Origin of the sequence: Gordonia sp. 852002-51296_SCH5728562-b, from assembly GCF_001665475.1 — a bacterium.
GTDB classification, from domain to species: domain Bacteria; phylum Actinomycetota; class Actinomycetes; order Mycobacteriales; family Mycobacteriaceae; genus Gordonia; species Gordonia sputi.
Genome location: NZ_LZMI01000009.1, coordinates 133931 through 157743 on the forward strand (window position 1 = coordinate 133931; position 23813 = coordinate 157743).

Annotated in this window: 26 protein-coding genes; 9 read left to right on the forward strand and 17 right to left on the reverse strand. The window is 65.8% G+C overall.

Annotation, left to right across the window (positions count from 1 at the left end; genetic code table 11):
- Positions 1 to 14: 14 nt before the first annotated feature.
- Positions 15 to 818 carry an SDR family NAD(P)-dependent oxidoreductase gene (locus tag A5766_RS02395; protein WP_064903288.1) on the forward strand — a complete coding sequence of 268 codons (804 nt, stop codon included), beginning with the start codon at positions 15 to 17 and terminating at the stop codon, positions 816 to 818.
- 23 nt (positions 819 to 841) lie between these two features.
- Here the strand turns inward: A5766_RS02395 and A5766_RS02400 are convergent, their stop codons facing one another.
- Positions 842 to 2086: a L,D-transpeptidase gene (locus A5766_RS02400; protein ID WP_156527338.1), complete on the reverse strand. Its 1245-nt coding sequence runs from the start codon at positions 2084 to 2086 to the stop codon at positions 842 to 844.
- 78 nt (positions 2087 to 2164) lie between these two features.
- A complete protein-coding gene (locus A5766_RS02405; RefSeq protein ID WP_064903255.1) occupies positions 2165 to 2770 on the reverse strand; it encodes a helix-turn-helix domain-containing protein in 606 nt (201 codons plus the stop codon).
- Positions 2771 to 2818: 48 nt separating this feature from the next.
- Between A5766_RS02405 and A5766_RS02410 the strand changes: the two genes are divergently transcribed.
- Together A5766_RS02410 and A5766_RS02415 are read left to right on the forward strand one after the other, a co-directional pair.
- Positions 2819 to 3682 (forward strand): class I SAM-dependent methyltransferase, encoded by an 864-nt coding sequence (locus A5766_RS02410; protein ID WP_231894517.1) that lies wholly within the window; start codon positions 2819 to 2821, stop codon positions 3680 to 3682.
- A 16-nt stretch (positions 3683 to 3698) separates the two neighbouring features.
- The gene (locus A5766_RS02415; protein ID WP_064903259.1) at positions 3699 to 4676 is read left to right on the forward strand and encodes an NAD(P)/FAD-dependent oxidoreductase; all 978 of its coding nucleotides are present in this window, start codon (positions 3699 to 3701) and stop codon (positions 4674 to 4676) included.
- Positions 4677 to 4830: 154 nt separating this feature from the next.
- On the opposite strand, the gene deoC is transcribed toward A5766_RS02415, so the two are convergent.
- The gene (deoC, locus tag A5766_RS02420) at positions 4831 to 5508 is read right to left on the reverse strand and encodes a deoxyribose-phosphate aldolase (protein WP_064903261.1); all 678 of its coding nucleotides are present in this window, start codon (positions 5506 to 5508) and stop codon (positions 4831 to 4833) included.
- A 27-nt stretch (positions 5509 to 5535) separates the two neighbouring features.
- Here deoC and purU point away from each other — a divergent pair, with 27 nt between their 5' ends.
- Entirely contained in the window at positions 5536 to 6429 is an 894-nt protein-coding gene (gene purU / locus A5766_RS02425) for a formyltetrahydrofolate deformylase (RefSeq protein ID WP_064863299.1), read from the forward strand.
- Between the two features lie 40 nt (positions 6430 to 6469).
- On the opposite strand, the gene A5766_RS02430 is transcribed toward purU, so the two are convergent.
- From A5766_RS02430 to A5766_RS02455, 6 genes are all read right to left on the reverse strand, one after another.
- Positions 6470 to 7267, reverse strand: coding sequence for a hypothetical protein (locus tag A5766_RS02430; RefSeq protein ID WP_064863300.1), 798 nt, complete (start codon positions 7265 to 7267; stop codon positions 6470 to 6472).
- A gap of 150 nt (positions 7268 to 7417) precedes the next feature.
- Entirely contained in the window at positions 7418 to 8572 is a 1155-nt protein-coding gene (locus tag A5766_RS24590) for an LmeA family phospholipid-binding protein (RefSeq protein ID WP_064863280.1), read from the reverse strand.
- 76 nt (positions 8573 to 8648) lie between these two features.
- A complete protein-coding gene (locus A5766_RS02440; RefSeq protein ID WP_064903263.1) occupies positions 8649 to 9443 on the reverse strand; it encodes a carbon-nitrogen hydrolase family protein in 795 nt (264 codons plus the stop codon).
- 45 nt (positions 9444 to 9488) lie between these two features.
- Positions 9489 to 10190, reverse strand: coding sequence for a class I SAM-dependent methyltransferase (locus A5766_RS02445; protein ID WP_231894521.1), 702 nt, complete (start codon positions 10188 to 10190; stop codon positions 9489 to 9491).
- Between the two features lie 112 nt (positions 10191 to 10302).
- Positions 10303 to 10812 carry a DUF2505 domain-containing protein gene (locus tag A5766_RS02450; protein WP_005209386.1) on the reverse strand — a complete coding sequence of 170 codons (510 nt, stop codon included), beginning with the start codon at positions 10810 to 10812 and terminating at the stop codon, positions 10303 to 10305.
- An 87-nt stretch (positions 10813 to 10899) separates the two neighbouring features.
- Complete coding sequence (locus tag A5766_RS02455; protein ID WP_064863281.1) at positions 10900 to 11394, reverse strand: DUF2505 domain-containing protein; 495 nt, start codon at positions 11392 to 11394, stop codon at positions 10900 to 10902.
- 70 nt (positions 11395 to 11464) lie between these two features.
- Here A5766_RS02455 and A5766_RS02460 point away from each other — a divergent pair, with 70 nt between their 5' ends.
- Positions 11465 to 12547 (forward strand): UDP-N-acetylmuramate dehydrogenase, encoded by a 1083-nt coding sequence (locus tag A5766_RS02460; protein WP_197501274.1) that lies wholly within the window; start codon positions 11465 to 11467, stop codon positions 12545 to 12547.
- 130 nt (positions 12548 to 12677) lie between these two features.
- Here A5766_RS02460 and A5766_RS02465 read toward each other — a convergent pair whose 3' ends face one another.
- The 5 genes from A5766_RS02465 to A5766_RS02485 all read right to left on the reverse strand — a co-directional run bounded on the left by A5766_RS02465 (position 12678) and on the right by A5766_RS02485 (position 17014).
- Positions 12678 to 13757 carry an alpha/beta fold hydrolase gene (locus tag A5766_RS02465; RefSeq protein WP_064903265.1) on the reverse strand — a complete coding sequence of 360 codons (1080 nt, stop codon included), beginning with the start codon at positions 13755 to 13757 and terminating at the stop codon, positions 12678 to 12680.
- A 30-nt stretch (positions 13758 to 13787) separates the two neighbouring features.
- Positions 13788 to 14660 carry a MerR family transcriptional regulator gene (locus A5766_RS02470; RefSeq protein WP_064863283.1) on the reverse strand — a complete coding sequence of 291 codons (873 nt, stop codon included), beginning with the start codon at positions 14658 to 14660 and terminating at the stop codon, positions 13788 to 13790.
- A 91-nt stretch (positions 14661 to 14751) separates the two neighbouring features.
- Positions 14752 to 15069, reverse strand: coding sequence for a DUF2516 family protein (locus tag A5766_RS02475; protein ID WP_005209405.1), 318 nt, complete (start codon positions 15067 to 15069; stop codon positions 14752 to 14754).
- A gap of 10 nt (positions 15070 to 15079) precedes the next feature.
- Positions 15080 to 15601 carry a helix-turn-helix domain-containing protein gene (locus A5766_RS02480; RefSeq protein ID WP_064863284.1) on the reverse strand — a complete coding sequence of 174 codons (522 nt, stop codon included), beginning with the start codon at positions 15599 to 15601 and terminating at the stop codon, positions 15080 to 15082.
- 72 nt (positions 15602 to 15673) lie between these two features.
- The gene (locus A5766_RS02485; protein ID WP_156527339.1) at positions 15674 to 17014 is read right to left on the reverse strand and encodes a DUF445 domain-containing protein; all 1341 of its coding nucleotides are present in this window, start codon (positions 17012 to 17014) and stop codon (positions 15674 to 15676) included.
- A 52-nt stretch (positions 17015 to 17066) separates the two neighbouring features.
- Here A5766_RS02485 and A5766_RS02490 point away from each other — a divergent pair, with 52 nt between their 5' ends.
- A complete protein-coding gene (locus A5766_RS02490) occupies positions 17067 to 17864 on the forward strand; it encodes a TetR/AcrR family transcriptional regulator (protein ID WP_231894522.1) in 798 nt (265 codons plus the stop codon).
- Positions 17857 to 18723, forward strand: a complete 867-nt coding sequence (locus tag A5766_RS02495) for a PPK2 family polyphosphate kinase (protein ID WP_064863286.1) — start codon at positions 17857 to 17859, stop codon at positions 18721 to 18723. Before A5766_RS02490 ends, A5766_RS02495 begins: the two co-directional genes overlap by 8 nt.
- Before the next feature lie 19 nt (positions 18724 to 18742).
- Here A5766_RS02495 and A5766_RS02500 read toward each other — a convergent pair whose 3' ends face one another.
- Positions 18743 to 19933, reverse strand: a complete 1191-nt coding sequence (locus A5766_RS02500) for a benzoate/H(+) symporter BenE family transporter (RefSeq protein WP_064903267.1) — start codon at positions 19931 to 19933, stop codon at positions 18743 to 18745.
- A 67-nt stretch (positions 19934 to 20000) separates the two neighbouring features.
- Here A5766_RS02500 and A5766_RS02505 point away from each other — a divergent pair, with 67 nt between their 5' ends.
- The gene (locus A5766_RS02505; protein ID WP_197501276.1) at positions 20001 to 20570 is read left to right on the forward strand and encodes an XRE family transcriptional regulator; all 570 of its coding nucleotides are present in this window, start codon (positions 20001 to 20003) and stop codon (positions 20568 to 20570) included.
- 118 nt (positions 20571 to 20688) lie between these two features.
- Positions 20689 to 21633, forward strand: coding sequence for a type IV toxin-antitoxin system AbiEi family antitoxin domain-containing protein (locus A5766_RS02510; RefSeq protein ID WP_064863288.1), 945 nt, complete (start codon positions 20689 to 20691; stop codon positions 21631 to 21633).
- A gap of 105 nt (positions 21634 to 21738) precedes the next feature.
- Here the strand turns inward: A5766_RS02510 and A5766_RS02515 are convergent, their stop codons facing one another.
- Positions 21739 to 22551 carry a hypothetical protein gene (locus A5766_RS02515; RefSeq protein ID WP_064903268.1) on the reverse strand — a complete coding sequence of 271 codons (813 nt, stop codon included), beginning with the start codon at positions 22549 to 22551 and terminating at the stop codon, positions 21739 to 21741.
- A gap of 207 nt (positions 22552 to 22758) precedes the next feature.
- A complete protein-coding gene (locus A5766_RS02520) occupies positions 22759 to 23634 on the reverse strand; it encodes a 3-hydroxybutyryl-CoA dehydrogenase (protein WP_197501277.1) in 876 nt (291 codons plus the stop codon).
- Positions 23635 to 23813: the final 179 nt, after the last annotated feature.

The following is a 23813-nucleotide window of genomic DNA, read 5'->3' on the forward strand; positions in this document are numbered from 1 at the left end:
ATAAAGTGAAGCCCATGACCACACCCTCCGACGCTCCGACCGGCCAGACCTCGCCCGACGCCGACACCACCGCAGCGCACATCGAGAACGCGAAGGTCGCCGTGGTGACCGGAGCGAGCTCAGGTATCGGCGAAGCCATCGCGCGCACCCTCGCAGCGCAGGGCTACCACGTGGTGGTCGGTGCGCGGCGCGTCGATCGCATCACCGAGCTCGCGGCCGAAATCGGCGGCACCGGAAGGCAACTCGACATCACAGACGACGAGTCGGTCGCCCGATTCGTCGACGGCCTCGACCGCGTCGACCTCCTCGTCAACAACGCGGGAGGCGCCAAGGGACTCGACCCGGTCGCGTCGGCGAACCTCGACGACTGGCGCTGGATGTGGGAGACCAACGTTCTCGGCACGCTGCGGGTCACCAAAGCCCTGCTGCCCGCACTGGAGGCGTCGGGCGACGGTCTGATCGTCACGATCACCTCTACAGCAGCGCTCGAGGTCTACGACAACGGCGCCGGCTACACCTCGGCGAAGCACGCCGAGGGCGTGCTGCACCGCACGCTGCGTTTCGAGTTGCTGGGCAAGCCGATCCGATTCACCGAGATCTGCCCGGGGATGGTCGAAACCGACTTCTCGCTGGTGCGTTTCGGCGGCGACAAGGAGCGCGCCGACGCCGTCTACTCGGGAGTGACCCCACTGACCGCCGACGACATCGCCGAGGTCGTCGGATTCGTCGCCTCTCGACCGCCGCACGTCGACCTCGACCAGATCGTCATCCGGCCGCGCGATCAGGCATCGGCGCGGCGCAACGTTCGCACCGGGTAGGGCGGGGACCGTTTGGTTGGGCCTTAGTTGGGCGCGCCTACGGACGTGGGGGCGCCCTTGGGTGTCGCGGGAGCCGACGCCGTGCGTGGCTCACCCTTGATGGCCGACATCGACTTCCACGTCGGCCAGTCGTAGGTCCAGTCGAAGATGTCGCCGTCGGCTTCCGACAGGTCGATCCGTGTGCCGGTCACCTCGACCGGATCGCCGAAGATCGCGGTGTTGAAATACTGCTGCGCGTTCTCGAGCGAAAGGTTGATACACCCGTTGGTGACGTTCGACGCCCCTTGCACGCCAACGGTTTCCGGGTTGGCGTGAATGAACTCGCCGTTGTTGGAGATGCGGACGGCCCAACGCTCGTGGACGTTGAAGTACCCCGCGGCCGGATTGCTCATGTAGAAGTCTTCGTGCTTTTCGCTGACCACGTGGATGCCCGAGCGCGTGACGTTGCGGTCGACGTCGCCCTGCCCGTAACTGCACGGCAGCGTCATGAGGGTCGCGCCGTCGCGCACGACGACGATCTGGTGACTCCCTGCGTCGGCCTTGACGACCTGCGACCGTCCGACCACGTAGTCGCTGGTGACGTCGGCCGCGCCGTAGGCACCGTCGCCGTGGTCGAGGCCGTACAGTTTGGCCGACATGTGGATCTTGGTGCCGGGAGCCATGTACTCCTTGGAACGCCAGTGCACGCGCGAGCCGTTGTCCTCGCCGAGCCAGGCCCACGCGCCCTCGGTGGGCGGCTCGGTCGTCAGTGTGAGTGCTTTCTCGACAGCTTCTTTGTTGTCGACGGTGCCGTCGAACTTCAGGATGAGCGGCGCGGCAATGCCCACTTCCTGACCGTCTGCGATGTTGACGACGACGTTGAGCTGCGTCTTCGGGTCCAGAGTGGTGAACTTGCCCTCAACCGGAGTGCTCATCCGGTCGTATCCGGTCGCACTGCCCTGCCACGTGTAGGTGGTGCCGTATCCGAGCGGCTCGGTGACGGTGAAGGTCGTGCGGTCGTCGGACATGGTGCCCGGAATGGCCTTGCCGGACGGGTTGAGGAGCTTGACGTCGGGGTTGAGGACCCCATCAATGGCCTTGACCTCGACCTTTGCGGTCGGGTTCGGCGCAGCCTCGTCGGTCAGCGACGGCGTGTACTCGACGCGGGCCGTCGGCTTCTTGGGACCGCTCGCCGCTTGGGTGTCGTTCGACTTGCCGCACGCCGCGAGCACAACTGCCGCAACGGTCGCCAAACCACCGGTGGCGAGCACCGTGCGGCGACTGGGCATTACATTCTCGGACATCGAATACACAATAGCGATCGCATATGAGGGAGCGCCGTCGAAGACCTGTGAGGAACCTTCGACTCACTTCCCTCCGGCACCTTTTTTCGTCGACCACGCCTGACGCACAGGCCCGAGGTGGGCACGCTCACCGTCGTGGTCGAAGATCGACAAGATCTCGACGGCACCGTCGCGTGCTCGGATCGCGTGCGGGATCATCGTTGCGAATTCGGCCGCCTGACCTGCGGGAACCAAGATCACACGGTCGCCGAGCCACAGCTCTACGGTCCCCGAGAGCACGGTGAACCACTCGCGCCCGGGATGCACCCCGAGGTTCTTGGGGTCGACGGGCGCTCCCGGGACGATCCTCATCTTGGCGACCGACACCCCGCCCGGCGTGTCCGAACCGGACAGCGGCCACACGGTCACGCCTTCACTGTCGTGCGGCTGCGGCCGGATCACCACGTCCTCGTCCGACGCAGGCTCGACGAGTTGGTCAACGGACGTGCCGAGTGCGCGCGCGATGGCCACGATCTGGTCAAGGGCGACGCGTCGACCCCCGGTCTCGATCCTGCTCAACGTGGACGGACTCATCTCGCAGCGCGACGCCAGCGAGTCGAGCGTCCAGCCTTTCGCGAGTCGGAGGCCGCGGATGCGCTGTCGGACCACCTCGTCGAGTTCTTGCTCCATACGCAAGATGATATGCCTCAAACGCACAGGCTGGCTAACCTCGAAGCCATGGGACACGATTCACACCCGCACCGGCACGGCCACGGACACCAGCACGAGCATGGACATCAACACGAGCACCAGGGCGAGGACATGGTCGAGATGCTCGAACTCGACGCCGCCGTCATGGGCACATACCTCGACACGGCAACCGACCGAATCCGCGCGGCACTCGGGCGTGAGCCGTCGGTGATCGTCGATATCGGCGCAGGCACGGGCGTCGGGGTTCGCGCCCTCGCACGCGCATTTCCGACCGCAGAGATCATCGGCGTCGACGCCTCTCCCGAGATGACCGCCCACATCGACGCGGCGGGCCACCCGACCGTGCGTACCGCGATCGCCGACCTCGACAACGGCTGGCCGGCTGCGCTCCCCGACGCCGACGTCCTCTGGGCGTCGTCGTCGTTGCATCACATCGCCGATCCCGACGCCTTCCTCCGCACCGCGGCTGCGCATCTGCGGCCGGGCGGAGTACTCGCCATCATCGAGATGACCTCTCCCCCACTGTTTCTGCCGAACGACGATCCGCTCGAAGAACGCATCGTCGCGGCGATGAGCAGCCACGAGATGAACCCGTTCGCGGATTGGACACAGGCGTTTTCACGGGCGGATCTCGACGTCGTCGAGGGCGTCGACCTCTCTGTGGAGATCTCCGAGATCACTCCGACGGTCCTCCGGTACGGCGCGTCGTGGCTGTCGCGGATACGAGTGGGCCTCGCCGACGATCTGACCGTCGACGACCTCGCCGCCATCGATGCACTGGTGGACGCCGAGTCGCCGTCGTCGCTCGCCCGGCGCACCGACCTGAACGTACGCAGCGGCCGCAGGATGTGGATCACCAAGCCGCACAGCACAACCGACACAACTCTCTGAGAACGGAGACACTTTCATGCCACAGACATCGACTGTCACGTATGACGCGCTCGTGATCGGCGGTGGCGCAGCAGGTTTGGCTGCCGCCGTCGCGTTGGCCAGGTCCTTACGCTCGGTCGCGGTCGTCGACGCGGGCAAGCCCCGCAACGCGCCCGCCGCGGGAGCACACAACCTCCTCGGCCGCGAAGGAGTCTCGCCGTCGCAGCTCGTCGCCATCGGTCGCGAAGAAGCGCAATCCTATGGCGCACAGATCATCTCGGGAGAGGTACAGTCGGTCACGCGCACAGAATTCGACACCGCGGAGTCCTACGGAGACACCACCTTCGACGCAGCTCTGGTCGACGGAACGACACTGCGCGCCCGCCGGTTGCTGCTGGCATCCGGACTCGTCGACGAACTACCCGACATCGCGGGTATCGAATCACTCTGGGGCACAGACGTGTTGCACTGTCCCTTCTGCCACGGGTACGAGGTACGTGGAAAGCGCATCGGAATCCTCGGTACGGGACCGGCCACGCCGCATCAGACACTGCTGTTCAGGCAGCTGAGTCCGCACATCACGGTGATCGATCACGGCATGCCGCAGCTGTCCGACGACGACCGCGCGATGTTCGACGCACTCGGCGTCGAGCACGCCGCAGGTCCGGTGGCCCGGCTGGACACAAATGCGTCGGGGAATCTACGCGCCGCGGTCTTGGCCGACGGCAGCGAAGTGGAACTCGACGCGCTGGTCGTCGCACCGCGTTTCGTCGCGAGAACCGCACTGTACGAGTCGTTGGGCGGCGAACCGACCACGACTCCGGCGGGTGTGTTCATTCCGACCGAGATGGGCGGTCGGACCCCACTCGCGGGCGTGTGGGCCGCGGGGAACTGCGCAGATCCGATGGCCATGGTCGGCGCAGCGGCTGCAGCGGGCACGCAGGCCGGCGCGATGATCAACGCCGACCTCGCCATGACCGATGCGCGCAGGGCGGTACGCAGCGCAGCCGCGTAGTCGTCGATCGTGTGGGCGTCGTCGAAGATTGGAGGCAGCGCGCCCTCGACTGACCGGAGAATGTGTGTCGAACCGAAGGATGTGTGTGCTGCAGCGCCCGCATCCTTCGATACGGCACACATTCACTCACGACAGCGCCGCGGGCTCCAGAACGCTACTCGGGGAAGCCGTCGAGCACCACGCGGCTGCCGGACAGTCCGAGCCTGCTCGCCCCGGCCTCGATGAGTTCTGCCGCGAAGTCGGCGGTGCGGATGCCACCGCTGGCCTTCACCCCGACAGTCTGGCCGACGGTGTCACGCATGATGCGCACGGCCTCGATCGACGCGCCGCCCGCCGGATGGAAACCCGTCGACGTCTTGACGAATCCTGCGCCTGCCGCCACTGCGCGACGACACACTTCGGCGAGAGTCTCGTGACCCGCAACGTCGAGGAGTACGGCAGATTCGACGATCACCTTGAGCACCGCGGCGTCGCCGATCGCCTCGTGCACGGTCAGCACGTCGACGAATACCTCTTCGAAGTTGCCCGCCAGCGCTGCTCCGACGTCGATGACCATATCGACCTCGTCAGCACCGGAGTCGACGGCCAGCCGCGCCTCCGCAGCTTTGACCAGCGAGTGGTGCTTCCCCGACGGAAAGCCCGCCACGACGCACGACTTCTGAGCGCCCGTCGCGATCGGCAACATCGACGGTGAGAGGCAGACGGCGTAGACGCCGAGGTCGGCGGCCTCGGCGATCGCCGCTTCGGCGTCGGCGCGCGTGGCTTCTGGTTTGAGGAGTGTGTGGTCGACGATCGCGGCGACGTCGGAGCGCGTCAGGTCGGTGTTGGTCACATAGGCGAGCTTGGCACACTGAGTGGTGTGACCCTCACAGACGCCTCCAGCCCAGACGCCTCGAGCCGACGGTATGTGCTGACCCTCGGATGTCCGGACCGGACCGGTATCGTCGCGCGGATCTCGACGTTCCTCGCCGACGTCGGCGGTTGGATCACCGAGGCCGCCTATCACTCCGACCCCGACACCGGCTGGTTCTTCACACGCCAGGCCGTCCGCGCCGACTCGGTCTCGGCAGACGTCGACGATCTTCGCGAGCGGTTCGCCGCGGCCATCGCCGATTTCGGACCGGACACCGTCTGGCGACTCACCGACAGCGGGGTGCAGAAGTCGGTGGTGCTGCTCGTCAGCAAGGAGGGGCACTGCCTCACCGATCTGCTCGGTCGCGCCGACCGCGGCGAACTACCCGCCCGCGTCAAGGCCGTCGTCGGCAATCATCGTGACCTCGAGGGACTCACGACGCGGTTCGGCGTGCCGTTCCACTACGTGCCCTTTCCCGCGGGCGACAAGCAGGGTGCCTTCGAGAAGGTGGCATCGATCGTCGACGACCTCGACCCCGATGCCGTCGTCCTGGCCCGTTTCATGCAGATCGTGCCGCCGCAGCTGTGCGATCGGTGGGCCGGCAAGGCCATCAACATCCACCACAGCTTCCTGCCGAGCTTCGTCGGAGCGCGCCCCTACCATCAGGCCTTCGCCCGCGGCGTGAAACTCATCGGCGCGACGTGCCACTACGTCACCGCCGACCTCGACGCCGGGCCGATCATCGAGCAGGACGTCACCCGTATCGATCACGGCGACTCGGTGAACGACATGGTGCGTCAGGGCCGCGACATCGAAACGCTCGTGCTGTCACGCGGACTCCGCTGGCATCTCGAGGATCGCGTGCTGGTTCACGGACGAAAGACCGTGGTGTTCAACTAGTTTCGCGCACAGTCGGCGGGATAGAGCGCCCGGTCGACGGTCAGAAGTCGAAGCCGCCGAAGTCGAAGCCCCCGTCACCGCCACCGTCGAAACCGCTGCCGCCGTCGAAACCATCGCCGCCACCGAAGTCGTCGCCGCCGTCACCACCGAAGTCGTCGCCGCCTCCGTCGATGCCTGCCATGTCGGAGCCGTCGCCCGCGCCGTTCTCGAATGCGGCTGCGTCGTAAGGCACTCCGTGCATGCCCGAGAACAACGTCGAGAAGAGCAGCATGGAGCCGACGCCCCATGCACCTGCGACCAGTGCGGGCTTCCACCACGGTTCGGAGTACCACCCGGCGGGTACAGGGCGTCCGGCAACCCGGCCGCCCGGATAGTAGTTCGGGGTCCGCGACGACGGAGCGGGCGACGCCTCGACCTGGCGTCCGTCGAACTCGACGGTGCGGTCCTCGGTGACGGCGCCCGCGCTGCGCTGACCGTCGAGCTCAGGGATTGCCGGGCCGGGGTCCATGTTCATCGCGGTGCGCGCCGCACGGATGTAGTAGAGGCCTTCGATCGCGGTCTGCTTCGCGAGGCGGGCCTGTGCGGGTGAGTTGGCCTGATCGATCTGCGAGCCCGCCGCCGTGTAGCGCTCCCCGGCATCGGCGAGTGCCTGCTTCGACGCAGGTGAGTCGCCGACCAGCATGTACACCTGGCCGCCGAGACGTTCGATGACCTGTCGGGCGTCGGCCTTGGCGTCGTCGAGGCTGCGGGCCTTGCTCGCGCCCGAACGCTGCTGCGACACCACCACCACCCCAACCACGAGGACGACGACGATGATGATCAAGAGCAGCGCGGTCATGTTCTCCTCCAACACGGGGGCGGGTGGGTGTCGCGGCGAAAAATCGGACATCCCCCTTCGAGGGTACCGATGCCGCACGAGTCCGGCCTGCGACGACGTTGTGGAACTACCCCTGCGGCCAGGGATTGGTCCCAGATCGGTCGGGCGAGGTCAGAGGACGTTGCAGCCATTCGTGTTGTCGTTGGCACCCGTGGCGGAGTTGGTCAGCGTGAGGTTGTCGCCGTCGACGGCAAAGTCGACGCCGTCGTTGGTCACCTTGAGGTTCTTGACGTTCACCTGATCGAAGAACGGGCCGAACATCGTCTTGGACACGCCGTCGACGATCTGCTGGGCATAGTCGGAAGGGATGCCGAAGACGAAGGCGTTGGCCTTGACGACCTCGAACTTGATGTGACCGTTCTCGGTCGTGGGTTTGATCGTCGCGCTCACCGGGATCGGGATGAATCCCAGGTTGAACGACGTACTGACGTCGACGGTACCGTCTGCCTCGTTACCCGTGATGGACTCGATGTTCGCGCCGGAGACGATCCCACCGGCACCACTCTGATCGGTTCCGGTGCCACTCCCGCCGGTACCGGTACCGCCTGTACCGCCTGTGCCCGTGCCGCTGCCGCCCGTCTCCTGCTTACCGAGTTCGACGACGCGAGAGAACGGGACGTAGCCGCTGCCGTCGAGCGAGCCGACGGTGGTCTTGTCACTCTCGGCGTCGATCCGGTCGGCACGGATGTGCAACCGGGTCGCGCCAGAATCGTTCGCGGTGTCGACCTGCACCCAGGGGATCTCACTTCCCGTGGCCTGCAGCAGCATGGGCTTCTTACTGAGCGAGACGGTCGTAGGCACCCCGGTGAGGCTGCTGAACTGCTGCTCGAGACAGTCCGTCACCCGCTTACGCAGGATCAGCTCCGACGCCACCGCGCCGATGACGAGTACCAGGACCAGCGCAGCCGCAGTGATGCCGATGATCTTGGCGGTGCGACGCCGACGCACAGGTGAGGTGAGGACCGGCTCGCCCGCGGGATCGGCCGGATCGATGACAGTCGTCGCCGTACCCTGCTCGAATGACCGGGTTCCACCGTCGGTCGCCGAGTACGCCCGCGGCCCGGGCTCGGTCGGCGCCGCCGCGAACTGCTCGGTCGGGGCGTGATCGGCAGGAGCGTGATCGCTTGGCGCGTGATCGGTCGATGAGACCCCAGCGTGCGACGACGACGAAGTCGAGTCGGCCACCGGCGCCCATTCGCTGTCGGGGGTTGCCGACGCGTCGGCGTCGCCTGGCCGCGCCTGGGGTTCTTTCTCGTTGTCGGTCATGGTCAGAGCACCTTCGGTCCGTGGTCGTCGATCCGTGGCGCACAAGCTCGGTGGTGAGTGCTTGGGCCGAGATCGGTCAGATGGATTTCCGGTTGGCGAGGACGGCGATGCGCGTCCGTGCCGTCTCCACCGCCGCTAGGTCGATGTCGTGAGCCCGGACACATTCTCCGGACCCGTACGCGGCGACCACCGTACCCAAGGGATCTGTGATTTGGCTGTGGCCTACACCGGTTGGTGTACTGCCCCGCGCAAGGTCCGGATCCTCGGGTTCTGCCTGCCCGACCGCAACCACATAGCACGACGAATCGAGTGCCCTCGCCGTCGCGAGCACTTTCCATTGCGCAACCTTTCCCGGCCCCGCACCCCATGACGCAGGCACGGCAATGATCTGCGCCCCGCGATCGGCAAGGGTCGTGAACAGATCGGGAAATCGGATGTCGTAGCAGGTGGCGACGCCGACCGCGGTGCCCGCGACGTCGACGATCACCGGTTTGTCGCCTGCGGCAACGGTCTTGGACTCGAGAAACCCGAATGCGTCGTAGAGGTGGATCTTGTCGTACGACTCCCGGCGACCATCGGGATGCGCGATCAGCAGGGTGTTGAACACCCGACCGTCGTCGGCGGGGGTGAACATGCCCGCGATGATCACGATCTGCCGGTCGACGGCGATCTGCGAGACCCGCGTGGCCCACGGTCCGTCGAGCGGTTCGGCGATCGAGCCCAGCGGAACCCCGAAGCGGCACATGGTCGCCTCCGGGAACACGACGAGGTCGGCTCCGTCGCCTGCAGCCTGTGCCGCGGCGTCGGCAACGATGACGAGATTGGCGCTCGGATCATCGCTGGAGTTGATCTGTGCCATTGCGATGCGCATGTGGCAAGCGTAGTTGCCCGACCCCGACCGTCGAGACGGTCTCGGCTACTCCGTCGGCGTAACGACGGACCACGGAACCGTCAATACATTGTCTACGCTGCGCCTGCGGGTGGGCTCGACCGGAACACCCGCCTCGGACAACAGTCGCAGGGTTTCGCGCCACCGAGCGCGCGGGCCGAAGGCGGCGTGCGGAGCCGCGACGTCCCAGCACCGATCAGCAGCCACGAGCAGGTCGTGCACGGGCTCGCCGGGCACATTGCGGTGGATGAGCACCTTGGGTAACCGCTCGGCGACCTCCGACGGTCGGCTCGTGTAAGCGGGAGCCCAGCTCAGGGTGAGGCTGCGGGGTCCGTCAGCGTCGAGCAACACCCACGTGCAGCGTCGACCGAGTTCATCGCAGGTGCCCTCGACGATCACGCCGTTCGGTCCGAGCCGGTCCATCAATCGACGCCAGGCGGGCCAGACCTCGTCCTCGTCATACTGCCGGAGCACGTTGAACGCACGGATGAGCTGCGGTCGCAATCCCGCGAGTTCGAACCCACCGAGACCGAATCGCACACCGTCACGAGGTTCGACGACGCGCTCGGGATCGATCTCGAGTCCGACCATCTCCAGATCGGGCGCCACCGCTCGCAACCGCTGCGCCATCTCGACCGTGGTGTCGGGTCGCGCGCCGTAACCGAGGTCGACGACGAGCGGTGCGTTCACCTCGCCGAGCGCGGTGAGCACCGACGCATCGGAGGCCATCCAACGATCGACGCGGCGGAGCCGGTTGATGTTCGTCGTGCCGCGAGTGATCCGCCCGGTCGGTTTGCCGGAGCCGCGCTTGTCGGAGCCGGCTCCGCGCTCAGGCAAGGCGCTAGAGGTTCTTCGTGATCCAGTCGGCGGCGTACTCGGCCTCGGCGCGGAACAGGTCGACGAGGTTGACCAGCATCAACTGCTCGAGCTTGCCGTTGACGAACGGGATGTACACCTTGACCTCGGTCGTCTTGCGGATCGTGCAGCCCGTCTCCGTGGGAAACAGCTCCTGCCAGCCGTTGAGGCTGCCGGGACCCGCGGGAATCGACGCGTTGTAATCGCCCTTGGTGTTGTCGGGGTCGAACGGACCGAACGACTCCTCGCGGGTGATGACCATGTCCTTCATCAGCACGGTCTGCGCCAGTGCCGGGAGCTGATCGCGTCCGATGGTCTGCTTGAGGACAACACTCATGCCGGTCTCGTCGGATCGGAAATCCTCGACCTCGCAGTGCGGCGAGATCATCTGGAACCCCGCCATCATGTCGTCCCAGTACTGCTTTGTGCTCTGCGCTTCGTAGAGCTTCTCCACGGGATGCGAGTAGCGCGCTGAGTAACTGAGCCGTCGTGCCATGCGTTTCAGGCTAACCGAGCAGGGTACGGCCATCAAAAACCGGCACCGGCGCCTACCCGCGCCGTAGCGCGTCCTCTCGCCACCAGCTCAGTGGTTGGACTGCTCCCAGGTGACGGTCTCGTCGTGCTCGGCGTCGAGCAGCTTGATCAGTTCGTCGATGACGGCCTTCTCGATCTTGCCGCCGACGAACGGGATCGAGACATTCGCGCTGCCGCTGTACTGCATCGACGCTGGATCGCCCGTCACCGACACCGTGGCCTCGACCGTCGCGGGCGCGCCGGTGACCGACGCGGTCATGGTCCCGCTGATGGTCTCACCGTTACGCGTGAACACGTTGCGACGCGGGATCTCCAGGTCGCCGGGGCGAACCTTGGTGATCATCGACGGCAGTTTGTCCTCGGGGATGCCCTGCTTCATCTCGACGGCCACGGTGTCGCCGTCGAGGGAGAACGACTCGAGCACGCCGTGACTCGAGTTGATGATCTGGAGCAGATCACGCCAATACTGCTCGTTGGTGATGATCTCCCAGTACCGCGCGGTGGAGAACGTGTAGGTCACGGTGTGATTCAGCGTGCTCGCCATGGGTGAGGACATTACCCGAGCGAGCGCGCACCATCGGTCCCGACAGCGCGCGCTCGGTTACCGTTACACCGTGATCGACAACCCCTCCGCCCTGCAATCCGCGCCGCTCGCCGATCTGACCACTCTGCGGGTCGGCGGACCGGCACACGCGATCGTGCACTGCCCGGACACCCGCAGCGTCGTCGAGGAGATCACCGCACTCGACGCCGAGTCGGAACGGGTCCTCGTCATCGGCGGAGGATCGAATCTGTTGATCTCCGACGATGGGTTCGATGGCACCGCCGTCGTGATCGAGAGCGGACACATCAACTTCGGCACCGGCCGCGAATCGGGTCGCGCGCACGTGACCGCCGACGCCGGGGTGGCGTGGGACTCGCTCGTCGCAGCAACGATCGATGCGGGATTCGGTGGGCTGGAATGCCTTTCGGGAATCCCGGGCGCCGCAGGCGCCACGCCGGTGCAGAACGTCGGCGCATACGGGGTCGAGGTCGCTGACATCTTGCGCAGCGTGCAGGTACTCGACAGGCGAGCACGAACGCTGCGCTGGGTGTCCCCCGGCGAACTCGGACTGGGCTATCGGACGAGCAACCTGAAGTACCGCGACGATTTCGTCGTCGTCGCAGTCTCGTTCTGGCTCAACGACGATCGCCTCAGTCAGCCTCTGCGATACCGCGACCTCGCCGACCGACTCGACGTCGCACGCGATTCACGTGTCGACGCCTCTCGCGTCCGCGAGACGGTACTGGGGCTGCGCCGCAGCAAGGGCATGGTGCTCGACGCCGACGACCACGACACCTGGAGTGCCGGTTCGTTTTTCACCAATCCGATCATCGGGTCCGGCGACGCACCCGCAGTCATGGAACGCATCCGCGACCGCGTCGGCGCCGACATCTCCATGCCCGCGTTCCCCGTCGCCGACGGCGTCAAACTCTCGGCGGGCTGGCTCATCGAACGGGCGGGATACGCCAAGGGCTATCCCGGCCCTGCCTCACCCGCACGACTGTCGACCAAACACACACTGGCAGTGACCAATCGGGGCGGGGCGACCGCCGACGAACTCCTCGACCTCGCACGCGACGTACGCACCGGCGTGTACGAGGCGTTCGGCGTCACGCTGCACCCCGAGCCGGTGCTGGTGAACTGCTCACTCTGACCGACTATCGCGGCCGACTGGATCGTGTACGCCGTGTGCACCCGGCCGCGCCACCACGAGACTGGCGAGTTCGTGGCCGGAGATTGAGCGCGGCGGCGGTCGCCCTGAGCCTCCCGTTGGTCAGCGCGCCTCAGAACTGAGCGGCCTGCACCTGGGTGCGCGACACCTCGCCGACGACGTCGTCGAGCAGCTCGTTGACGCGCTGCGCGGCCTCGATCGTCGACATGTGCCCGACGCCGTCGAAGATGATTTCGTCACGCAGAGAACCGTTGCGGCGCAGGATGTCTGCCATCTCGTCGGCGTGTCGGCGAGGGGTGAGCCGATCGTCGGTGCCCACGATCACGGTCGTCGGAACGCTCAGCGCATCGAGTCCGGCCGCGACGTCGAGGCGGCCCATCGCCGCACCCCACCGACCGCGCGCACGAGGCGAACACGCCATGATCATCGTGTCGACGAACTCCACATGCGACGCGCGTGCCTCTGAGCCGAGCGCCACGTATTGGGATATGCGAGAAGTGAACTGGCCGTGCGGCAATGGTGTCGACGCACTGGTGACGATTCGACTGACCGCGGGCACGAACGGCCTGCTGTAACGCGGCAACCCCTCGGGGATGAGCATGTGGTTCTGCACAACGCCGCGCGCCGCCGTGGACGCGAGCACCACCGCCGACACCGTCGTCGACACCTTCTCGGGGTGCTGCTTGGCCCACGACATGATGGTCATGCCACCCATGCTGTGGCCGATGAGAATCGCCTTGCGACCGGGCGGGACAACGGCGCCGAGCACGGCGTCGAGGTCGTGGCCGAGGGTGTCGACAGTCGGCCTGCGTCGTCCGAGCTCGCTGAGCCCGTGCCCGCGCTGGTCGTAGGCGACGACGGTACGCTCACCCGCGAAGTGGTTGATCTGCGGATTCCAGTAGTGGGTGTTGCAGGTCCACCCGTGTACCGCGACGATCACGTCACCGGTGTCGGCGGCTGCAGGATCGGGACCGTACAACTCGACGTTCAGCTTGGTCCCGTCGATGCTCGCCACGCTGCGCTGCACGCGAGGTGCCGTCGGGTCGGCCAGCAGGTCATCGGGTCCATCGTCGACGGCCGGAGCCGACGACATCACCCCGCGCGCGATCCCCGCGAGGTTGGTGCCCGCACCGACCGCCACCGAACCGAGCCCGAGCGCCGCGGCGCCGAGCGCCCAGTTCCGAGTCTTCATACGTCTCCACTCCACCCCGTGTGGTGCTCTCTACTCGCGAATGACATCTTCTGATGTAACACTACCCGTTGTCAGATTCGACGGCGATGCCTCATAGGTCGACTCCTCGGCGACCGCCTCCCCACCCGCGGCTGCCTCCCCGTCCGCAACCGCGTCCCCGCCCGCGGTTGCGTCTGGTCCGCCTGATGCGGCGTCGAAGTAGGTCGACGCCTCGCCGATGGCCTTCGAGATCTCGTCGTCGAGGGCTTTGCGAAATGTGGTCTCGACGATGTCGTGAGCCATCGGTCGGACCGTCTGGATGAGTTCGGCCATCTTGCTGACATTGGCCTCACCGAGTTCTGGCAGCTTCTCGTCGAAGTACTTGTCGGTGATGATCGAGACGAAACTGCGCGCCGCGTCTTCGAGGTCGTCCTGCACTCTAACGAACCGATCGAGCAGGACGTCGATGTCGACACCGCTCTTGACCAGCACCTCGGCACCCTCGAGAACCTCGGGGTTCTTGATCGCGTAGTGGGCGCCGTCCTTGACGAGCAGGCCGAGTTTCTGGCCGAGCGCGATCGATTTGTCCGAGGCATTGAGCGTCTTGCGCAGTTCGGTGATCGTGATCGTCGCGGCGCGTTTGAAGTTCCGGAAGCGGCCGCCCTTGGGTTCGCCGCGCAGCACGTGCTCGACCTTCATCCCGTAGTGGGCGGCGTGCAGCAGTTCGCTGATCGTCGCGAAGGTGTAGCCACGCTCGAGCATGCGGGAGATCAGGTTGAGACGGACCAGATGCTCTTCGGAGTACCAGCCGGTGCGGCCGCGGATCGTCGGAGGCGGGAGCAATCCGCGGTCCTGATAGACGCGGATGTTGCGAACACTGACTCCCGACGCGTCCGCGAGCTCGTTGATCCGATACTCAGCCATGAATCAGAGTGTATTCGCCACCCATCGGGGATCCCGCCACTCCCTGCGGCGGATCGACTCGCCGGGTTTCAGCAGCACCCGACCCACAAAACTAGCGCCCGACCTTACGGAACCAGGACTTCCCCTGAATCGAGTCGACGCGGGGCCGCACGTCGACGATGTACACCAGAACCGCGACGACGCCGATCAGATAGAACAGCGAGGGCGCCTGGAAGAACCAGATGAACACCGTCGACGCGGCGAGGATCGCGACCCAGATGACCTTCGTCTGCTTATCGACGGCCCGGAAGGCGTCGGAGCGTTGGATCGACGCGTGGATCAGCGACACGATCGCCGCAACACCGGCGACGATGGTCAGCACCCACAGGATCAGGTTTTGGCCCGCAGCCATGAAGCTCACAAAGTTCACGAATCACACTCTAGTCGTGGTTGCCCGCGGTCGGGTCGGCGTCGTTCTCGCAGTTCTCGCGCTGGAACGACTCGTAGATCTCCAGCAGCATCTGCTTCTGCCGTTCGCTGATCGACGTGTCGATCAGCAGCGCGTCACGCACGGGACTCGCCGGGCGCTCCTCGAGGATGCCCGCTCGCACGTAGAGCACCTCGGCGGACACCCGCAGCCCCTTTGCGATCTGGGCCAAAACGTCGGCCGACGGTTTACGCAGCCCTCGCTCGATCTGGCTCAGGTACGGGTTCGACACGCCGGCGCGGTCGGCGAGCTGACGAAGCGAGACCTCGGCAGCCACACGCTGCGAGCGGATGAAGGAGCCGATGTCCTGCGCGGCCGTGGCCACCACGTCCTGCGCGGCATTGGCGACCGTCTCCACCGGGTTGCTCGACCCCTCGTCGCCTGTCGCCTCGTCAACCGTCGCCTCGACGATCTCGCGCGCGTCGTCGGACCCGGTGTTCGCGTCGTCGTCCGACGGGATTGGTTTGCTCTGCACTGCTTCTCACTCCCGATACTCGCTGCCCCATGCCAGTATCGGGGTGCGTGCTAGCTCGTGCAAGCAGTGACGTCAGCCGAAGATCAGCACCGACACCGTGTAGATCGCGAGCCCGGCCAACGAACCGACCACGGTTCCGTTGATCCTGATGAACTGCAGATCGCGCCCCACCTGCAGTTCGATCTTCCGGCTGGTGTCGTCGGCATCCCAGCTGCGCACGGTTTCGGTGATCACGGAGATGATCTCGCGGGAGTAGTTCGTCGCGACGTGGTTGGCCACCCGCGCGACCCAGCCGTTCATCTTCTCCTGCAGCGGACGGTCGTCGCGGATACGCGTTCCGAGTCGGATGACGGCGTCGGTCAGGGTGTTGCGCAGCGTGCTGTTGGGATCTTCGAGCATCTGCTCGATGACGGCCTTGCCGGTGTTCCATGCGGTCGACGCCGCGTCAGCGACCTCGGCACTCCCGACGAGGTCGTGCTTGATGCCCTCGAAGCGCTCGATCATCGCGGGATCGTGCTGGAGGTCGTGGGAGAACTGCTCGACGAACTGGTGCATCGACCGCCGCATCTCGTGCTCGGGGTCGGTCTTGACCTTGTAGGTGAAGTCGACGAGTTCGCGATAGATCTTGTCGCCGACGAGGTTGGTCACGAATTTCGGCTTCCACGACGGCCCCACATCCTGATCGACGACTCGCTCGATGAGGTCCTGGCTGCCGACCGCCCAGTCGTAGGCACGGTCACACAGCAATTGGAAGACCGGGTCGAGCCGGTCCTCGTCGACGAGCTGCTCGAGGATGCGGCCGATCGGCGGCGCCCACTCGGGTTCGGCCGCCCACTTCAGCACGGCCTGGATGAACTGCTCGATGTCTTCGTCGCCGAGCATCTCCGAGGCCAACTTGATCGCGCGGGCGGCCTCATCGGAGATGCGCGGAGCGTTCGCGGGGTCGGCCAGCCACGTCGACACCCGACGGGGCATGTCGAGTTGTTCAGCACGTTCGACGACCACGGCCGGCGTCATGAAGTTCTCTTCGATGAACTCGCCGAGCTGATCTCCGATCTCGTCCTTCTTCTTCCGGATCAGAGCCGTGTGCGGCACCGGGATGCCCAGCGGATGCTTGAACAAGGCGGTCACAGCGAACCAGTCGGCGAGCCCGCCGACCATTCCCGCTTCCGACGCCGCGCGCACGTACCCCACCCACGCCGCCACGTTGGCACCGTCGTGATGCTCGAGGTAGCGCATGCAGAGGTAGACGATCGCAGCCACCACGAGGAAGCCGGTCGAGACCACTTTCATCTTGCGGAGGTCACGGCGCCGGCGCTGGTCACCCGGTCCGTCGGCGGCGCCGAATCCCGGCGACGACCCCTTCGCCCGCGCGGGCGTCTGCCCCGGTTGGCCGGAAACGTCCGGAATCACTGTCGACACTCAATAAGTTCTACCCTCTGCCGGGGATTAGGCTGGCCGGGTGATACCCAACCGCCCAAGCCCTGCGGCCGCGGCACGTACTGCGCTTTCGGCTGCTGCACACGTGACGCGCGGGGTCGAACAGGCGCTGCTCGGCGCGGTCACCGACGACACGGTCAAACCCGACGGGCGCAGGCAGCGGTGGGAGAAGCACAAACAGGATCGTCGGAGTGAGTTGACCGATGGCACGATCGACGCCGTGCGCGCGCTCGGAGCCGACGCCGGGATGGACGAGATCGCCACACACATCGGTGTCTCGAAGACCGTCCTCTACCGGTACTTCAGCGACAAGAACGACCTCGGAACCGCAGTGACCGTGCGCTTCTTCGAGACAACGCTGCTCCCCAGGTTGGCCGAGGCCATCTCCGACGACGCCGACGAGTACACGCTGACCAGAACGGTGATCGGCGTGTATGTGCGGGCAGTGGCCGACGACCCGGCGCTGTACCGGTTCGCACTGACCAACTCACCGACGTCATCGGTCGGGACTGTCGAATCGGAGCGACTCGTCGCCCAGTTGCTGACGGCGGCGATCGTCCTGCGGATGGAAGAGCGCTCCGCAGACACCTCCGGGGCCAAGGTGTGGTCCCACGTACTCGTGGGCGGCATCCAGCGCGCTGTCGACTGGTGGATGACCGACCGCGACGTCTCCGTCGACGAGCTGATCGACTACCTGACGATGATGGTGTGGAGTTCGGTCATCGGGATCGCCGGGGTCGACGGGTCCCGCGAGCAGTTCATCTCCGACCCTCCCCCGCTGACACAACCGACGAGACCGGAGGAGGCTCACGTCGATGGGTGAGAACGACAAGAACGCGGGATGGACGCGACCCGCGACCGAGGCACTGCGGGCCACGACACTCGGGCCGATCGCCGAGTTCGACGCCGGGTCCACCCCCGGCTTCGAGGGCGATCACGGGTACGGCACCCAGTTGCTCGCCGAACGCGGCGAGGTGCTCGCCGATCTACAGGAGTTGTTGTACGCCAACGGCCGATCCGGTGATCACCGCTCGGTGCTACTCGTGCTGCAGGGTATGGACACTGCGGGCAAGGGCGGGATCGTCCGACACGTCGGCGGTCTCGTCGATCCACAGGGCTTGTCGATCAAGGGTTTCGGTAAGCCCACACCAGAAGAGCTCGAGCACGATTTCCTGTGGCGCATCCGCAAGGCCGTGCCTCCCGCTGGGCATATCGGCATCTTCGATCGTTCGCACTACGAGGACGTACTTCCCGTGCGGGTACACAATCTCGTGCCGCAATCCGAATGGGAAGGACGCTACGAGACCATCAACGAGTTCGAGGATGATCTCGTCCAGACCGGAACGACCATCGTGAAGTGTGCACTGGTCGTCTCCAAAGGCGAACAGCGTAAACGCCTTGCCGAGCGACTCGACCGACCGGACAAGTACTGGAAGTTCAATCCGGACGACATCGACGAGCGACCGTTCTGGAACGACTATCTCGACGCCTACCAGGCGATCTTCGATCGCTGCGACTCCGACACGGCGCCCTGGTATCTCATTCCCGCGAACAAGAAGTGGTTTTCGCGCCTCGCGGTGTGTGAACTACTGATCTCCGCACTCGAAAGACTCGACCTCGAGTGGCCAAAGGCCGACTTCGACATCGACGCCCAGAAGAAGAGGCTCGCGGCCTCCGACTGAGTTCGCGGTGGGCAGCCGATCAGGTCGACGGGTCGCGGCGTCGGAGCACCGTGTGCGCCACGAGTCCGACGACGAGCGCCCAGAACGCTCCCCCGATGCCCCAGAACGAGATCCCCGCAGCAGCGGTGACGAACGTGAGCGCGGCGGGAATTCGGTACTCCTCCTGCGCCAGCGCACCGACGAGCGCCGAGGCGAAGGTACCGAGCAATGCCAGTCCCGCAACCGTTTCGAGCAGACCGTGCGGCGCGATCGCCGTGATCGTGACCAACACGCCCGACAGCGCAGCGAGGATGAGATACGACACGCCCGCGGAGACTCCCGCGATCCACCGTCGGGAACGATCCGGTCCGGCCTCATCGCCCGCGGCGAGCGCTGCCGACAACGCGGCCAGATTGATCGCGTGACCACCGAACGGCGCGCCGACGACCGTGCCCGTGCCCGTGACGAACATCGAAGCCCGCCAAGGGGTTTGGTAGCCGAACGACTTCAAGACCGCGACGCCCGGCACATTCTGCGAGGCCATCGTGACCACGTAAAGCGGGATCGTGATGCCGACGACCGCCGAGGCGTCGAAATGCGGTGTGGTCCAGGCGATCTGCGGCCACCATTCGGTGTGGGCCGCGGAGTCGACGCCGCGCACCGCGAGGTAGATCCCGATCACGACGAGCGCGGTCATCAGAGCGAGCGGCAACGCCCAGCGCGACAACCAGCGAGTGGCACATAGCCACACCACGAGAATCGGAATGGTCAGCAACGGTTGCACCGCAAGGGATTTGATCGGCGCAAGACACAGCGTCAGCAGCACGCCTGCGAGCATCGCCTGTGCGACAGGCGTCGGAATTCTTGCTATGAGATCACCGAGCGCGGGGATCAATCCTGTGGCGACGACGAGAACTCCGACGACGAGAAACGCGCCGACAGCGGCCGGCCAGCCCGCGTGGTAACTCGCACCCATCGCCGCGAGCAGGGCCGCGCCGGGCGTCGACCATGCCAGAGTGATCGGCATCCGATAGCGCAGGCACAGCACGATGATGCCGAGCGCGAATGTCGCCGTGAGCGCCAACAGACCCGACGCCGCCTGTGTCGACGACGCCCCGACGGCGCGAAGCCCGGACACGACGACCACAAACGACGAGGTGAAACCGACGAGCGCGGTGACGACGCCCGCGACGATCGGCTCGGTGTTCGACGCCTGCTGCTGTGCGGTCACGACGCCAGCATAGCGGTATCGTTCTGTAAACAGAACACTCGGTGCGACACCGCACCGCGACCGACCAATGACGCGGAAAGGCAGGCACGTGGTCGAGGGAGTTGTGAGCGACTCGGAGCGTGACGATCGGCGAAGAGACGTCGGTGAGCGGATCTCGGCGCTACGGACCGAACGCGGACTCAGCCTGTCCGCGCTGGCCCGCGCCGCCGGGATCGGCAAGGGTTCGCTGTCCGAACTCGAAGCGGGACAACGCAACCCGACCCTCGACACGCTCTACGCCGTGGCGGGCCCCCTCGGCGTGCCACTGACGGCCCTCCTCGGCGAGGCGTCGGGAACCGAGGGCGACGGCACGCACCTCACCGCACGGCTGCTCCACGTCGAACATCACGACGACGGTTCGACGACGGAGGTCTTCTGGCTCCACGTCTCTTCCGGAGGGGTACGACGCTCCCCGTCGCACGGCGCCGGCGTCGTCGAACATGTCCGAGTGGTCCGCGGAAACCTCGTCGCCGGGCCCGAGGGCGACGAAAGGGCCGCGGCCGCAGGCGAATCCCTGCAATGGATCAGCGACCGACCGCACACCTACCGCACCGACGACGACGTCCTCGCCGTACTCACCATCGACTCACCTGCCTAGCTTCGGTCGTCGGCGCGACCCCGTTGCGTTCGCGCGAACCCAACCCAGGTCGCGGGAACGGAACGACGTCGCGAAAAATCGAGGGAACCGCGCACGGGTCCGCTGCGTCAAAAGACGCATGCTCCCCGAACTCGACTTCCCGACCGATCGCCACGGACTAGTCCGCCGCAAGGCCGCTCTGCGCAATAACATCTCCGACGGCCAGCTCGCAGCCGCGATCTCGGCCGGAATTCTCATCCGGTTGGCCGACGGGGTCTTCGCCGTCTCCAGCGACGAGCTCACCGACGGCGACGACGGGGGCGATCGCCTGTATCGCCTGCGGACCATCGCGGTCGCGACGTCGTCGAAGAGCACCGGACCGAGAGTGCTGAGCCACTGGTCCGCGGCCGCGCTGCACGGTCTCCCGACACTGAAACCCGACCACGAGCTGGTGCACTTCGCGAACGGCGGCACGAGCGGCGGATTCGTACGCGGGCGACGCCACGTTCATTCCGCATTCGTGGCGCCCGAGCAGACGATGTCGATCGACGACCTGGCGTTGACAACCCTGGAGCGGACAGCCGTCGACATCGCACTGAGCGGGACCTTCGCCCAGGGGGTGGTCGTGTTCGACGCCGCGCTCCGCCTCGGCGCCGACCGCGACGCGATGCGCAAATTACTCAACGGTCGACGTCGTCGAGGCGTCCGCGGCGCACGACAGGCGCTCTCCGTCGCCGACGGCCGTTCGGAAAGCGTCGGTGAGTCGTGGAGCAGAGCACAGATCATCGAGGCCGAGTTACCCATGCCTCGTCTCCAGCACACGTTCCACGTCAACGGACGCGACTACCGCACCGACTTCGATTGGGCGGCGACTCTGATCGGCGAGTTCGACGGGATCAACAAGTACGGTATGCGTCCCGGCGAGACTGCACGCGAGGCGCTGATCCGAGAAAAGAAGCGCGAAGCCGATCTCGCACTCCTCCACGCGACCCTCGTGCGCTGGACATGGGGAATGCTCGAGCGCGACGAGATGGTGCCACTGGTGCGCACCAGGCTTCTCGATCTCGGGCTGATGGCCGCATGACCCCCACAACGCACATTCCCGCGAACCAAGTCCGTTGCCGCGACCGAAATGTCGGTCGCGGCAACGAATCGAGTTCGCGGGAATGCGAGTAGATGTGGCCAGAAACTAGCTGGTGCTCTTCTTGGCCGGGGTCGACTTCTTGGCCGGGGTCGACTTTGCCGGAGCGGTGCTGGTGCGCTTGGCGGCAATCTTCTTGGCGGGCGAGGCATTCGCGGTGCGCGCCTTGCCCTCGACCTTGCCTGCGGCACCGTCGATCTTCGACGCTGCGGTCGCGCTACGAGCCTTGGCGGTCTTGCCGGCCTCGGTGACCGCCGCGCTTGCCTCGTCGAGCTTCTCGTTCACCTCGAGAGCAGCTTCCTCGACCTTGTCGTTGAGATCGTCGACGGCGTCGTCGAGGGCATCGCCGAGGGCATCGCCGGCTTCGCCGACGCGGGTACTGACCAGCGTGGCGAGCTTGGAAGCCTGCTCACCGACGGCGCGAGTCTGATGCGAGACCACACCGAGTGCGTCCTCGGTCAGATCGACGGCGTCGTTGTAGGTCTTCTCCGCGCGGGTCAGACCCTCCTGCACGATCGGCTGCTGCCACAGACGGCCGACAGCCTCTTCGCCGCGCTCGGCGAGCGAGGTGTAGACGCTCGTGGCGAACTCGACGTAGCCGTCGGCGAGCTTGCGCAGCTCCTCCGGCGACAGCTTGGTGCGCAGGTCGTCGATGGTCGACTCGATGGTGCCCGGAAGTTCCTCGGGCAGAGCGTTCAGACGGCCGCGGGTCTCCTCGAAGCGGGTCTGGGCGGTCTCGCCTGCAGCCTCGGTGCGCTCCTTGATCTGCGTGACGGCGTCGCTGACCTGCTTGAGTGCAAGGTCGCCCGCGCCAACCACGGCATAGAACGGGCTGGGCAGATTGCGTTCGGTGGTGGTCATGGCGATCTCCTTAGTCAATTGGTCACCAAAAAATGTTGCAGCACAAGGCATATCGAGGAGGCAACCACATTGTCGCTTCTGGTCTCGATAGGTGCCGCACCAGCACTTGTAGTGGTTCCATAAGCCAGTATGCCACGTTTGCTAGCTATTGCAAGCAATCTGCTAGCACTATTTGCGGAATCGCTGTGATACCGCCCACACTCAGAATCACGCCTGCGGATCGTCGGCGTATCGATAAAAGCCGCGGCCCGACTTCTTGCCGAGGTGCCCGGCCTCCACCATGCGCAGGAGCAGCGGAGTCGGTGCGTACAGCGCCTCTTTCGATTCCGCATACATGCGGTCGGCGATCGCTGTGACGGTGTCCAATCCGACCATATCCGCAAGCCGCAGCGGACCCTTCGGATGCGCGCAGCCGAGCACCATGCCTCGGTCGACGTCCTCGACGTCGGCGAATCCGTTCTCCACCAATCGAATTGCCGACAGCAGGTACGGCACCAACATCGCGTTCACCACGAACCCGGACCGATCGGCAGACGCAATGACCTGCTTGCCGAGCACGGCGTTGGCGAAAGCCTCTGCGCGCGTGACGATGTCGGCATCGGTATGCAACGTCGACACCAACTCGACGAGCGGCAGTACCGGCACCGGGTTGAAGAAGTGCAGACCGATCACCCGCGCCGGATTCTGGGTGGCCATGCCCAGCGTGATGATCGGAATCGACGACGTGTTGGACGCCAGAACAGCGCCGGGATCGCACACTATCTTGTCGAGGGCCGCGAAGATCTCGGTCTTGACGCCCTCGTCCTCGACGACCGCCTCGCAGACCACCTGCCGATCGGCGAAATCGTCGAGTTCGGTGGTGAATCGCAGTCGCATCGACGCCTGTTCGCGTTCCCGCTCGGTGAGCTTGCCGCTCGACACTCCCCGCTCGAGCGAACGCAATATCCGCGACCGACCGCCGGCGACGAGTTCGCGCGAAGGTTCGTAGACCAGTACGTCGGCATCAGAGCGAGCGCACACCTCGGCGATCCCCGCACCCATCTGGCCCGCACCGACCACACCGACACGCCACGCCTCAGACACACTCGCTCCGCTCAGATTTCGTTTGGTGACAACAGATCTCGCGGGCACATGGGTAACTCGCCGGGAACGCCCACGAGTGCCGAATATGCCAACAGGCGGCCCGCAACGTAAGTCGCGGGCCGCCTGTCGATTCGCAAAAGCTCCGGAGAGGCGGACGAGTCCGCAACGTAAAGCTGCGG